Origin of the sequence: Halobacteriovorax sp., from assembly GCF_048381875.1 — a bacterium.
Lineage (GTDB): Bacteria > Bdellovibrionota > Bacteriovoracia > Bacteriovoracales > Bacteriovoracaceae > Halobacteriovorax_A > Halobacteriovorax_A vibrionivorans.
In genome coordinates, this window is the sequence record NZ_JBLXBP010000002.1 from 60476 (window position 1) to 73373 (window position 12898).

17 protein-coding genes are annotated in these 12898 nt (G+C 37.0%); 6 read left to right on the forward strand and 11 right to left on the reverse strand.

All coding sequences use genetic code 11. The features are described 5' to 3' along the window. Positions 1 to 4: 4 nt before the first annotated feature. Both ettA and ACN5L8_RS04480 read right to left on the reverse strand, forming a co-directional pair. Positions 5 to 1690 (reverse strand): energy-dependent translational throttle protein EttA, encoded by a 1686-nt coding sequence (gene ettA / locus ACN5L8_RS04475; protein WP_114706440.1) that lies wholly within the window; start codon positions 1688 to 1690, stop codon positions 5 to 7. 83 nt (positions 1691 to 1773) lie between these two features. After that, the gene (locus ACN5L8_RS04480; protein ID WP_419172415.1) at positions 1774 to 2634 is read right to left on the reverse strand and encodes a hypothetical protein; all 861 of its coding nucleotides are present in this window, start codon (positions 2632 to 2634) and stop codon (positions 1774 to 1776) included. 54 nt (positions 2635 to 2688) lie between these two features. Here ACN5L8_RS04480 and ACN5L8_RS04485 point away from each other — a divergent pair, with 54 nt between their 5' ends. The 4 genes from ACN5L8_RS04485 to ACN5L8_RS04500 all read left to right on the forward strand — a co-directional run bounded on the left by ACN5L8_RS04485 (position 2689) and on the right by ACN5L8_RS04500 (position 5464). Continuing rightward, positions 2689 to 2979 carry a hypothetical protein gene (locus ACN5L8_RS04485; protein WP_412474349.1) on the forward strand — a complete coding sequence of 97 codons (291 nt, stop codon included), beginning with the start codon at positions 2689 to 2691 and terminating at the stop codon, positions 2977 to 2979. A 2-nt stretch (positions 2980 to 2981) separates the two neighbouring features. Continuing rightward, positions 2982 to 4211 (forward strand): class I SAM-dependent rRNA methyltransferase, encoded by a 1230-nt coding sequence (locus tag ACN5L8_RS04490; protein ID WP_114706443.1) that lies wholly within the window; start codon positions 2982 to 2984, stop codon positions 4209 to 4211. A gap of 8 nt (positions 4212 to 4219) precedes the next feature. After that, positions 4220 to 4666 (forward strand): DMT family transporter, encoded by a 447-nt coding sequence (locus tag ACN5L8_RS04495; RefSeq protein WP_114706444.1) that lies wholly within the window; start codon positions 4220 to 4222, stop codon positions 4664 to 4666. 75 nt (positions 4667 to 4741) lie between these two features. Beyond that, positions 4742 to 5464 carry a lysophospholipid acyltransferase family protein gene (locus tag ACN5L8_RS04500; RefSeq protein ID WP_114706445.1) on the forward strand — a complete coding sequence of 241 codons (723 nt, stop codon included), beginning with the start codon at positions 4742 to 4744 and terminating at the stop codon, positions 5462 to 5464. Here the strand turns inward: ACN5L8_RS04500 and ACN5L8_RS04505 are convergent. The 6 genes from ACN5L8_RS04505 to ACN5L8_RS04530 all read right to left on the reverse strand — a co-directional run bounded on the left by ACN5L8_RS04505 (position 5461) and on the right by ACN5L8_RS04530 (position 10234). Further along, positions 5461 to 5982 (reverse strand): hypothetical protein, encoded by a 522-nt coding sequence (locus tag ACN5L8_RS04505; RefSeq protein WP_120404525.1) that lies wholly within the window; start codon positions 5980 to 5982, stop codon positions 5461 to 5463. The two genes, ACN5L8_RS04500 and ACN5L8_RS04505, sit on opposite strands and share 4 nt — an antisense overlap. A gap of 354 nt (positions 5983 to 6336) precedes the next feature. Continuing rightward, on the reverse strand, positions 6337 to 6855 hold the full coding sequence (locus ACN5L8_RS04510) for a 4Fe-4S binding protein (RefSeq protein WP_114706448.1): 519 nt from the start codon (positions 6853 to 6855) through the stop codon (positions 6337 to 6339). Then, on the reverse strand, positions 6852 to 8009 hold the full coding sequence (locus ACN5L8_RS04515; protein ID WP_114706449.1) for an NADH-quinone oxidoreductase subunit D: 1158 nt from the start codon (positions 8007 to 8009) through the stop codon (positions 6852 to 6854). The genes ACN5L8_RS04510 and ACN5L8_RS04515 overlap by 4 nt, the downstream gene beginning before the upstream one ends. Positions 8010 to 8027: 18 nt before the next feature. Next, positions 8028 to 8666, reverse strand: coding sequence for an NADH-quinone oxidoreductase subunit C (locus ACN5L8_RS04520; RefSeq protein WP_114706450.1), 639 nt, complete (start codon positions 8664 to 8666; stop codon positions 8028 to 8030). Next, positions 8659 to 9141 (reverse strand): NADH-quinone oxidoreductase subunit B, encoded by a 483-nt coding sequence (locus ACN5L8_RS04525; RefSeq protein WP_114706451.1) that lies wholly within the window; start codon positions 9139 to 9141, stop codon positions 8659 to 8661. The genes ACN5L8_RS04520 and ACN5L8_RS04525 overlap by 8 nt, the downstream gene beginning before the upstream one ends. Before the next feature lie 172 nt (positions 9142 to 9313). After that, the gene (locus ACN5L8_RS04530) at positions 9314 to 10234 is read right to left on the reverse strand and encodes a hypothetical protein (RefSeq protein ID WP_412474346.1); all 921 of its coding nucleotides are present in this window, start codon (positions 10232 to 10234) and stop codon (positions 9314 to 9316) included. A gap of 207 nt (positions 10235 to 10441) precedes the next feature. Between ACN5L8_RS04530 and ACN5L8_RS04535 the strand changes: the two genes are divergently transcribed. Continuing rightward, positions 10442 to 11020, forward strand: coding sequence for a superoxide dismutase (locus ACN5L8_RS04535; RefSeq protein ID WP_114706453.1), 579 nt, complete (start codon positions 10442 to 10444; stop codon positions 11018 to 11020). Between the two features lie 52 nt (positions 11021 to 11072). On the opposite strand, the gene ACN5L8_RS04540 is transcribed toward ACN5L8_RS04535, so the two are convergent. After that, a complete protein-coding gene (locus ACN5L8_RS04540) occupies positions 11073 to 11309 on the reverse strand; it encodes a hypothetical protein (protein WP_114706454.1) in 237 nt (78 codons plus the stop codon). Positions 11310 to 11416: 107 nt separating this feature from the next. Here ACN5L8_RS04540 and ACN5L8_RS04545 point away from each other — a divergent pair, with 107 nt between their 5' ends. Then, positions 11417 to 11779 carry a hypothetical protein gene (locus ACN5L8_RS04545; RefSeq protein ID WP_114706455.1) on the forward strand — a complete coding sequence of 121 codons (363 nt, stop codon included), beginning with the start codon at positions 11417 to 11419 and terminating at the stop codon, positions 11777 to 11779. Position 11780: 1 nt separating this feature from the next. Here ACN5L8_RS04545 and ACN5L8_RS04550 read toward each other — a convergent pair whose 3' ends face one another. Further along, positions 11781 to 12320 (reverse strand): hypothetical protein, encoded by a 540-nt coding sequence (locus ACN5L8_RS04550; RefSeq protein ID WP_114706456.1) that lies wholly within the window; start codon positions 12318 to 12320, stop codon positions 11781 to 11783. Continuing rightward, positions 12293 to 12898, reverse strand: a complete 606-nt coding sequence (pdxH, locus tag ACN5L8_RS04555) for a pyridoxamine 5'-phosphate oxidase (protein ID WP_114706457.1) — start codon at positions 12896 to 12898, stop codon at positions 12293 to 12295. Before pdxH ends, ACN5L8_RS04550 begins: the two co-directional genes overlap by 28 nt.

The window sequence follows — 12898 nt, forward strand, 5'->3', positions numbered from 1 at the left end:
AAAATTAGTCTCTTGTTAATTTCTTATAAGTGTAACGTTTTGGATTAAGAGCGGCATCACCTAGACGCTTTCTCTTATCTTCTTCGTACTCATCAAAGTTACCTTCAAACCAAACAACTTTTCCTTCTCCTTCAAAAGCAAGAATATGAGTTGCAAGACGATCTAAGAAGAAACGGTCGTGGGAAATAATTACAGCACAACCAGCGTAGTCTACGAGGGCCTTTTCAAGGGCCTGAAGCGTATTTACATCAAGGTCATTTGTAGGCTCATCCAGTAATAGAACGTTTCCACCTTCTTTTAAGACTTTTGCAAGGTGAACTCGATTTCTTTCCCCACCAGAAAGTTCAGAAACTTTCTTCTTTTGGTCTTCACCAGAGAAATTGAATTTTGCAATATAGGCACGAGAATTAACTTCAGTACCTGCAACGTTAATGAACTCTGTCCCATCAGCAACAACATCATAAATTGTTTTTTCTGGATCTAAGTCACGTCCTTGATCAACATAAGCAAGCTTAACTGTTTCACCTACATCAAAAGTTCCTGATGTCGGCTCTTCTTGTCCGGTAATCATCTTAAATAATGTAGTTTTACCAGCACCGTTAGGGCCAATAATACCAACGATCCCACCTGGAGGAAGAGAGAATTCAAGGTTTTCATAAAGAAGCTTATCGCCAAATGCTTTTGAGACACCTTTTGCTTCGATTACTTTATCGCCAAGGCGAGGACCTGCAGGAATGAAAAGGTCATTTGTTTCATTTCTCTTTTCATTAGATAACTTTGCTCTTTCTTCATAGTTTTTAATACGAGCTTTTGACTTAGCTTGACGAGCTTTAGGGTTTGAGCGAATCCACTCAAGTTCTTCCTTCATGGCCTTTTGTCTTTTAGACTCAGACTTCTCTTCTTGAGCAAGACGTTTTGCTTTTGTCTCTAGCCAACCAGTGTAATTTCCTTCAAAAGGAATCCCTTGTCCACGGTCAAGCTCTAGAATCCAGCCAGCGACATTATCTAAGAAATAACGATCGTGTGTTACGGCGATTACTGTTCCTTTATATTGCTGAAGATGTCTTTCAAGCCACCATACTGTTTCAGCATCAAGGTGGTTTGTCGGCTCATCTAAAAGTAAAATATCTGGTTTTTGAAGAAGTAGACGACATAGCGCAACCCTTCTCTTTTCCCCACCTGATAAGTTTCCACACTTTGCTTCTGAAGGAGGGCAATTTAGAGCTTCCATTGCAAGATCAAGCTGGCTATCAAGAGACCATGCATCAACTGCATCAAGTTTATCTTGAATTTTGGCCTGCTTATCAAGAAGATCGTTCATCTCATCGTCACTCATCGGCTCTGCAAACTTTGCAGAGATCTCATCAAACTTAGCGAGAAGGTCAACTGTCTCCTGGCAACCTTGCTGAACAACCTCTCTAACAGTTAACTCAGGATCAAGCTTTGGCTCCTGTTCCAGATAACCAACAGAATAGTTCTTTGCTAAATGTGTCTCACCTAAGTGATCTTCATCTAGGCCGGCCATAATCTTAAGTAACGTTGATTTCCCTGATCCGTTAAGACCAAGTACACCAATTTTGGCACCATAGAAATATGAGAGAGAGATATCTTTTAGAACGTGCTTTTGCTTATAAACTTTTCCAACACGGTTCATTGAATAAATAATTTGCTTATCGTTTTGATAGGCCATCGAGTAACTCCATTTGGTTAAATACTTACACAAATAAAGTACCTACAAAAGTATGGAATATCAATCACTCAGCGCGTTCCAATCTAAAGATTTAAATGACTTATCAAACGAAAGAAGTTTCCCACATAAGGAATGAAAAAGAAGACAACCAGCCAGATAAACTTACATATTTTAATTCTTGATAGTAGTTGTTCGTTTTGTGACTTGTATTCATCCCATAGTCCTATTTCAATTGACTCAAGGTCATCCCCAATATCTAGTCCTTGTGCCTGCTTCATCTCAACGAGGGCCGTTAGACGACGAAATAACTCCTTTGCATAGGACAACTGTATATCTGCTAAGGAATTGATTCTTGAACGACTTATTAACTGATTAAGAGGTGTTCCAACATCATACATAAGCTTGAAAATTAAAAAACTGTGAAGCACATGGCCAATTGGGACAATTTGCTTCTGTGCTAATTTCTTAATTAAATAATGAAAAGTTATAATTCCTATTAGATTGTAAGCAAGGGCACAACTAATAAATAGTGTATCGATTTCAAAATCGAGAATCTTCGTCGAGAAAATATTTAGGAATAAGGTTAAGCAAGCAGCAAGAATAAATTGGAAATAGCTTTCATTCATTACACCAGAGCTCTTCTTCTCGATCTGTAAGTCTGTAGACAATGAGTGCCTAAGCTTTGAAAGTGTTTTACTTGTTGCAGCTCCAAACTCCTTAGCAACTTGTGAAATTTCACAAATTAACTCATCAAAGAACTTATAATGAGAGAGGTGCGTCAAATCCCCCATTAGGTTTAGTTGCGACAAGTCAATTAGCAGATCCTTTCCTCTGCGATATTGACTACGATAACGATATGATAAGTTACTGGTTTTACGAATGAGCTTCTCTGCAGGAAGTAAGAAGACTAAGATTGAGATAGAAAGGAATGATATTATTGCCAAAGTGAACCTCCAATATCTTGACGTAACGCTATGTATCTGAAATAACAATTAATAATGGATAATAAAGAAGAGTTATTTCACATTCGAAATGAAAACAGACAACTTCATGCTGAAAGCGAGAAAGTTTCTCATCCAGACTTCTATCTAAATGATGAGACACTTGAAGAGCTTCAGAAGTTCTGCCAAGACTTTGACCCTTACCGAGACCTAGATCTTGAGACAAAATTTCGTCTACAAGAATTTGGAATAATTGATCTTTCTAACCCATTTGATATCACAAATAAATTACTACTCTTATTAGAGAACAACCTTCAGTATCGTATAAAGTTACAAGAGAACAAATAGTCATGAATAAAAAGACGTCAGCATCCTCTGGAAAATCCAAGGGGAAATCAACAGGGCGCTCACGCATCCGTACACCACGAGTCGAGTTACACCCTGCAAGTATCAAATATCTTTATAAAGGCCATCCTTGGATTACAAAGGATCGCTTCTCAATGAAGTTTCCTCAGGGATCTCCATTTGTAACGGCAAAACTAGAAGAAGGTAAATTTGCCATTTTATTAAATGACCCTACTCACGATAGTGTGCTAGCTCGCTTATGGAGAATTGGAGAAGGCTCACACCTTGGCCCAAAAGATTTCTACTTTGAATTAAGACAAAGAATGCAAGATAGCTTTGAGGCCCGCCGAGGAATAACAGACCGTGAGAACTACTATCTGGCGTTTGGTGAAACTGACTTCTTGCCAGGTCTTTTCATAATCAGACTTAAAGATCGTATTCTTGTTCAATTCTACTCTAACTTTTGGAATCACTTTGAAAAAGATATTCTAAAGATTATCAAAGACTTTTATCCGAATGATAAAGTTTGGGTACAAAAGAGAAACTTGAAACGTAAAAAAGAATTTTACTGTGCAAGTAATAAATCGATTCAAGAAGATGAGTTCACTGTAAATGAGTTTGGAGTTGATTATATAATCCGCCTCAATCAATTTTACGATATTGGTCTCTACACTGATATGGCAGCGATAAGAAATAGAGTAAAGGATGACTTTGAAGATAAGTCAGTTCTAAACTTATATAGCTATACAGGTGCATACACTCTCTTTGCGCTAAAGCAAGGAGCAAAGGATGTTACAAGTGTTGATCTTTCACAAAAATACCTGGACTGGCTTGAGGAGAACTTAGAATTAAATAAGATGGAAGGAAATACTTCTCTTTGTATGCCTACAATCAAGGCATTAGAAAAGTTTAAAGAAGAAGGTCGAAAATTTGATCTTATTATCTGTGACCCTCCTAGTGCTTCAAGTGATGGAAAGAAAGTATCAAAGGCAATTGATGCATATAAGGATATGATTCCTTTATTTGATATGATTTTAAATAAAGGTGGAAAAGCACATATCTTTTTAAATACTCACTCAATTACAAGAAAGAAGTTTGAAACAAAAGTAAAAGAGTATATTGGAAAAAGAAAGATAAGCATCACAGGAGCTTTAAGACTGACAGGCGACTGCCCTTCTCTAAAAGGCTTTATTGAAGGTGATTATCTAAAAGGTTTAACGCTTTTAAAGAAATAGGAAAATAAATGACAACAAATATATATGTACTAGTACCTGTACTAATTGGTTTTATTGGTATCCTTCAAGGAGCACTAAATCGTGTAATGACCCAAGATATAGGCCTTACTTGGATGGCACTTCTTGGAAACTTTGTGACTTTAGTAGTTTGTATAGGATTCTATTTCTTTGCAAAGGCCAACCCAGAATTCTTTCCTGATTTTGTTCGTCTAAAAGAATTTCAATTTAAATGGTGGTATGTCATTCCTGGTATCTTTGGATTTCTCTTTGTAGTCGGGCTTCCAATTGGTATTTATCAAATTGGAGCTGTTAAGACGACAGTTGGACTTATTGCCGCCCAAATGGTGACGAGTGTTATGTGGGATTTATTCATAGAGAATATACCAATGACTGTCCCAAAAGGACTTGGTGTTCTTATGGCGATAGCTTCAGTTCTTCTTATTACGCTATTTTAACATTTTTAAAAGATTGCGTTAAAATAGAATAAATTTAACGTAAGCACCGCTAAAATATTATGCTATAAGAAACTTATGGTTTTAGCTTATTTAAGATTACTCTTAGTTGGTATATTTCTCGTTCTTGGAACCCTTGTGTGGATTCCTATATGCATGCTACGTCCTGCAAATCGCGGAAATACATTCTTTATTGCCCGTTACTATTCATGGCTGACGAGAATATTTCTCAATATTAAAATCGAAACACGCCTACCAGCAGGTTACAAGAGTACTCGCAATGCTGTTTTTATCTCAAATCATCAATCAAACCTAGATATATTCTTTGTAGGCCCGGCCCTTCCAAGACGAACTGTTTCACTTGGAAAGCAGTCTCTTGTTTGGATACCAGTATTTGGTCAAATGTACTGGCTTGCAGGAAATATCCTGATCAATCGAACTAATAAGAGAAAAGCCTGGTCTGTTATGGAAAAGGTTGCTCAGACAATAAAAGAAGATAATTGCAATGTTTGGATCATGCCTGAAGGTACGAGATCAAAAGGCCAAGGACTTCTTCCTTTTAAAAAAGGCCCATTTATTGTTGCAATAAAAGGGCAAATGCCAATTTACCCAGTAGTTTTTTCTAAATATGAGGATTCATTTGATCTTGGAAAGATAGTACCTGGTAAAGTTATTATCGAAGCTTTGGAGCCTATCTCAACACAAGGGTTAACTGTTGACGATATTGATGAGCTAATGAATAAAACTCGTAATCTTATGGCCGCAAAGCTCGATGACTTATCTAAAGAGCTTGCAAATTAAAAGATATTTACGCGAGTCATATAATCAACATCTCTAGCACTTGTTCTTCTTAAAGGGCCCTTTGTTCCAGGTGTAGTTGTTCTTCTTCCATCATTAACAGCAACACTACTTGTTGGACAATCCATTCCTAACCCACAAAGGTCCTTATTATTTAAATATAAAGCTGCCTCAAGAAAACTATACTTCTTACCTTTATACATTAGTCTTAGATCTTCAATCTTTCCTGAGCTATTTGGAAGAACAACAAAGTCCCCCTTCTCTAAAATATCAAGCATGAATTCTTTATATGGTTGGTACTCTTCTGTGATTTTAAAAAGGACGTCATTATATTGTCTACCATTCCTATTTTTAGAATATGCACTGACAGTATCTCCATAAACTCTAATTGAAAGGATCTCTTGGTCACCATAATAAGGTCCTCTTATTTTCAGGTCACCTGTTGTTGCAAAGATTTGATCATAAGAAAATGCGTTTAAAGTGATAAAAAGTGCAATTGTAAGCTTAAGAATAGTTTTCATATTTTTCCCCTTGTGACTTATATTTATGCACTTTGTATGCCAAGTATTTCACGTATTATTGGGGAGATAGAGTGTTTAAAAGATGAGCAGTGTAAACAAAATAACTACTCTACCTTTTGAGTTGGGTTGAGCTAGGTTGGGTTGGGTTGGGTTGGGTTGGGTTGGGTTGGGTTGGGTTGCTAACTTTCACTTCGTGAAAGTGTCGCTTTTTCTTTGCGACTACTTTCCCATTGCTCCTGAAACAACAAAGCCGGGCTTGAACCCGGCTTGTTGAATAAAATTTTCTAGCTAAAGTGTTGGGGAGCTAGCACCGCAAACAATAGACTGGCTTTGGCCAGTCAATTTTGCGGGTGCTTAACCTACAATACGTTCACGCCATTTTCTAATATCTGGCGCTAGGTAGTCGTACTTCATCTCATCAAGAGTATATTGAGAGAATTCATAGTCTGTCGTGTGAGTTAGACACTCTGTTGGACAAACAGTTGTACAAAGACCACAGTAACAGCAAAGTGCTGTATCAATTGTGAATTGCATAAGATCAAGCTTAATAGGAGTACCATTTTTCGCTTTAATCGTTGGTGCATCTTTTTCTCTTCTAGTTGCTGTAATATAAATACAGTCAACTGGACAAGCCGTTGCACACTGGTAACAAGAAATACAGTTTTCAACATCGTTGAAAAGACGAGAGCGAGAGTTTTTAGGAAGCTCTTCTCTTACTTCTGGATACTCAATTGTTACAGGCTTTACACCATATACATATTTAAAAGTAATACCTAGACCTTTTGTTACAGTTCTAACTGCTGTCCAAATATTCTTAAACCATTTTCCTAATGTTAATTGCTCACCTGCTTGGTAAGTTGCTTGTGTACTCATCGGTCAACCTCTCCTAGTACAATATCAATACTTCCGATTGTAGCAACGAAGTCCGCAATCATCTGACCTTTTCCAAGCTCAGGAAGCATTGAAGTGTGTGTAAAACATGAAGACTTAACTTTAACTCTGTAAGGAGTTTTACCACCATCTGAAACGATGTGATAACCGAGCTCTCCACGTGGACACTCTGTTTTTGTATAGATTTCACCTTTAGGTAACTTGATGATCTTTGGAACTTTCCCCATAATTGGACCTTCCTCAATTCCATCAAGTGCTTGGCGTAGAATCTTAATTGATTCAAAGATTTCGAAAACACGTACATAATAACGGTCCCAACAGTCACCAACAGTTCCCATTTCACCTTTACCTGTAACTACATCAAAATCAAATTTCTCGTAGTAACCGTATGGCTTCTTCTTACGAAGATCCCACTCAACACCTGAACCACGAAGAACAGCACCTGTTGCTCCGTATTGGTAGGCCATTTCTGGAGTTACAACACCAACATTTGCAGTTCTGTCACGGAAGATAGCATTCATACCAACAAGATCGTGGTACTTCTTCATATTCTCTTCCATCTTAGTACAAAAAGTATCGATACGACGAAGTTGATCATCAGTGATGTCGTTCCATACACCACCTACCCAAATATAATTATAAAGAAGACGTGCACCAGAAAGCTCTTCAAAGAGTCTTAGGATTTCTTCTCTATCTTGGAATGCATATAAGAAAGGAGTGAAAGCACCAAGGTCGATTGCATAAGTACCAAAGTACATTAAGTGTGATGCAATTCTTTGTAGCTCTGCTACGATAATTCTGATGTATTCAGCTCTTTCTGGAATTTCTGTCCCAAGCATTTTCTCAACACCGTGAACATATCCCCACTCCATTCCCATAGCACCCAAGTAATCCATACGGTCAGTGAAAGGAATAATTCCGCGGTAGTCTAAGTTCTCGCTGTGCTTTTCCATACAACGGTGTAAGTAACCAAGGTATGGAGTTGCTTGAACAACAATTTCTGAGTCTGTTTTAATCTCAACACGTAAAACCCCGTGAGTCGCCGGGTGTTGAGGACCCATGTTAACAGTTAGAAGATCTGTATGAAGAGCCTCTTGCTGTTTAACATCTTGTGTTTTATTTAATGTATCTTCCATTAAAAATATCCTTAAAAATTAATTATTTGCTTCATCCATTTTCTTATTTAGAGCGGCCTCTAAATCAGCAGAAATCTTTCCATCCCATGAACCAGATACTTTCTTTGGTTCAGCAGCATCAACTCTCGCTTTAGCGAAGAATTCATGGTCAGCATTATTGATTTTATGTTCAGGATTAATCTCAAGACCATGCCAAGCTTTTTGAACTTCATAATCTTTACGAAGTGGAAAACCTTCCCAGTCTTCAGGGCATAGGATTCTTCTTAAGTCAGGGTGTCCAACAAATTCAACACCGTTCATGTCATAGACTTCTCTTTCAAGAAAGTTTGCAGACTTCCAAACGTCACATACTGAATCAACCTTAGGAACATCATCCTTGTTAGCTTTTGGAAGCTTAACTTTAATGATGACGTCATCAGAGTTAGTAATAAATGAAGCTAGCATATAATTAACTTCAATTTCACTATCGTAGTCAACGCCTGAAACAACTTGAAGAACATTGAATTGATATTCAGAGCTATCTCTAAGAACAAAACAAACGTCTTTGATTTTAGAAGCATCAACTAAGATTGGCTTATCACCTGCTTCATTTTCAATTAAAGATGCGTTTGCGCCACTAACTTTATCATTAATAAAACTTACTAATTCATTAAGCATGCTTCACCCACTTATCTTTAAGAAGTCTCTCATTTGCTACTTTCTTTTGAAGTGTCATAAGACCCTCAATAAGAGCTTCTGGTCTAGGTGGGCAACCTGGAACGTAAACGTCAACTGGAATGATTTCATCAACACCCTTAAGGACGTGATAACCATGTTGCCAGTAAGGGCCACCTTTGTTGGCACATGAGCCCATTGAAATAACATATTTCGGCTCGGCCATTTGTTCATAAAGAGTTTTAATTCTTGGTGCCATCTTAAGTGTTACTGTCCCTGCAACAATCATTAAGTCCGCACGTCTTGGAGTCGCCATGAAAGCACCACAACCAAAGCGTTCTAAGTCATACTTAGCACCACCAGTTGCCATCATTTCAATAGCACAACAAGCTAGACCAAATGTCATTGGCCATAGAGAATTCTTTCTTCCCCAGTTAAGGAAGTCATCGAGTTTTAATAAAACAACACTATCTTGCATTGTCAGCAATCCTTTTTAGATATGTAAAATTATGAAATTCTTAGCTTATAAATTACCAATGCTTAGGTTTCTAGTCAATTAAAGGCACACAAAAAACGCATGTTTTTTGATAGCGCATAGGGACAATCCCTAAACAGCTATATATCAAACAAATCAATGGACTAAATAAAATTCAATCTAAATATGCTCGACATCGAGCATTAAAGTTGGCACGTGCCTTTGTAACCTTCTCATTAGCACTAGCAATTGAACGAGTTTTTGACTCCGAAAGATAGGTCATTCGTTTAAGGTCATTGTGACAGACCTTTGTCATGATTTCTTGAAACTCTTCTACGATGGCCACCGGATACGGGCTGGACCAGGCAGATGAGATCAAGCTCGACTGTTCAGGTGAAATATGTGTAATCACTTCTTGTTTAATTCCGTGCTCATCAGCAGACTTTTTAAACTTATCATAGTGTTCACCTAGTTTATAAAATTCCTTTATAGCGAGACTTCTTGAGAACTCTTCCCCATCTAAGATATTAAGACATTGTGCAGATATGGACTTTAGTCCGTAAATATCACGTCCCACCTTACATTCAACGATAAATGCATCAACTTCCCCTCCTATACCTTGAATAGTATCTTCAAGAAAAGAGGATAGAGAAAACTCTCCAACATAAGGATTGAACGGCTTCTTATAAATATAGTGTGTAAGCTCGTGAATTAAATCTAAAACAGCGTTCTTTGTATTATGTGACTTATCGATATAAACTTTTGAGCGAGTTTCAAAGCGTACACTTTCTGGAGAATTTGGACTGAACTTTCTTACAAGTGTCGTATCTGTAACAGAGACTTCACCACTTTCAATAACCTCTTCAAGCCTTTTGTGATCCTTAGCAGCTCTTAGCCTGGCCTTATCAATTAAATTCACACCAAGTTTAGAGGTGTTAATTATATTAATTAATTGCTCAATACTCTTTTCTTCAGTTGAAGCAAGTCGTCTCCAATTCCCACTGTACTTCTTAGTACCAGAGTAAATTGTTCCGCCTCTTTCTCCCCAACTTTGTGCAAAAGTATTGCCCATGCTGCAAAGCAAGTAAGTCATCATTATAAATATCGTAGAATTAGACAATATCGACATTAATTTAAGTATCGACATTTGATGGTAATTCTTGAGTTATAATTAGCAGTTTTAACGAAAGTGCAAAATACTTCCTTTAACTTAATGCGTTTTGCACTTAAGAGGCAAAGCCATTAGAATAAGCATGTTCAAAAAAGAAAGAATATTAAGAATCTATGAATCAAGGAGAAAACAATGGAACATAAACTTCCAGAACTACCATGGGCAAAGGATGCTTTAGCACCTCATATTTCAGCTGAAACAATCGAGTATCACTACGGAAAGCATCACAATGCATACGTAACAAAGCTTAACGCAGCGATTCCAGGAACTGAATTTGAAAACATGACTCTTGAAGAGATCATCATGAAGTCAAAGGGTGGATTATTCAATAATGCTGCTCAAGTATGGAACCATACATTTTACTGGAACTGTCTTGCTCCAAACGCAGGTGGAGAAGCAACTGGTGCAGTAGCTGACGCTATTAATGCAAAATGGGGATCATTTGATAAGTTCAAAGAAGAATTCTCTAATTCTGCAGCAACTAACTTTGGTTCAGGTTGGACTTGGCTTGTTAAGAACAAGGCTGGAGAGCTTGAAATCGTTAACACTGACGATGCCCAAACTCCAATGACAGATGGTCACACTGCTCTTATGACAATCGACGTATGGGAACATGCTTACTACGTTGATTACAGAAATGCTCGTCCTTCATATATCGACGCTTTCTGGAAACTAGTTAACTGGGACTTCGTAAACAAGAACCTTGCTTAATTAGCGACAAACAAATCAAAAAAGAAGGGCCTCTATTTTAGAGGCCCTTTTATTATCCAACAAATTTTAAAACTTTTACTTCTAGTCCAAAATTATCCTCTTTTCGAAGAAGCTGAAATCGAGTCTTATCCTTAGTAGGATGAAGGTGCTTTACCTTTCCTAACTCTTCCTGAAGGTGTTTAGCGGACTCAATCGACTGACATTCAATCTTGTACTGATCACCCTTCTTTTGTTCAACAGGCAATAGATAGAACTCATCTTCAAATAAGTTTACATCAATTAAAAACATAAATAATTCCCCTATCTCTCTAAGTACCTATTTTTTCGGAAGGAATTAAAAAATATTAATGATTTTTTTCAGAATGTCGATATGTTTAATAAGTATTGGAGCAAATTATGAAAAGAATTATCGCAGCAAATTTAGTTATTTTAATTGCACTTACAGTTAAGGCAACTCAGGACTTTAAAAATAAAGATGAGTCTGTTTTCAATAAACACATTAATGCTCAAGCAAAGACTGCTGTTGAACTTTCTAATTTAAAAGATCAAGCGGATTTTGCTACGCGAACAGCGGCAACATATAAAGAGAAGTATGAAAAAGTACTTCAAGAAAAAGAAGTCCTATTATCTGAATACAAGGCCTATAAAATAAGAAGTGAAAAGCTTGTTGAAGTTCTCGATGAGAAAGGTCTTATTACACCAGAGATTGCAAAATATACTCAAAGATACGATGGTCGCCTACCGGCCAGTGACGAGTAATCTAAAAGCTAATTACATTATACGTAACAGAAATATCAAATTGGAGAAGAGAGTAAATCTCTTTTCCAATATAATAATTGAAATCCGTCCTCACTCTTAGAGCTTCTGTTATCGGAAAATTAAAACCCATTCCAAAAACCACTGAAGAGAACGTTTGATCTAAGAGACCTGATAACTTTGTACCATTATATACTGAAGAACTTCCTTCAACTGCTGTTGAATGATAGCCAAGGTTGAGATCAACTATATCTTCGAGCGTGAAACGAAACATAAAACCAAATTGTAAGGTTTCTAGGTCGATCTTATAACCCTGATGATCATTCTTTAAAGTTCCTGGCCTAAAGAATCCTTCAAGAGAAATTGTGTCATATCGAATTCCAACATTTGCAGAAGGAATAATTGCAGTAGCGCCATTATAATAATCGCTCTCAGAGATGACTCCAGAAAATGTAGTTCCACCTCCAACATAGAAGTCCAAGGCCTTTACATTAATAGATATGAAAATAGCAATTACTATGGATAAAGTCTTAAAGAATCCCACTTATTACCTTTTTTAACAAATTGAAAACGATCGTTAAGTCTGTGCTCTCCGTAAATGAAAAAAGTTATCTCATTAACTTCAACATAATACCCTCCCCAATTCTCTGGATAAGGAACACTTTCATTATTATAACGTATTAGGTTTTCATGGTATTCAGTTTCTAAATTTTTCCTACTAGGTACAGATTCTGATTGTTTTGAAGTAAGGCTTGCAACTTGGCTTTCCTTAGCTCGTGATTGGAAATAGCTTCTTGAAATATCTCTTTCACACTTACTAATTTTCCCACGTATACGGACTTGCTTACCTAGACGGTGCCAATAAAAAGTCATTGCAACATTATTATTACCATCTATCTCTTTTGCTTTTACAGAATTATAATTAGTAAAAAAGAGAGGCTTTCCTTTGTGAACTTCTTTTAGCAAGAGAGTCCTTGCATTTGGAGCACCGTGTTCATCCACTGTTGATAAGATAAATGCTGGAGCATTTTCTTCTTTATCTTGTGCATCTTGGAACCATTTTTCAAATATTTCAACAGGTGATTCTTTAAAGTCTCCAATAAAGTCTTTGTAATCGCTCAA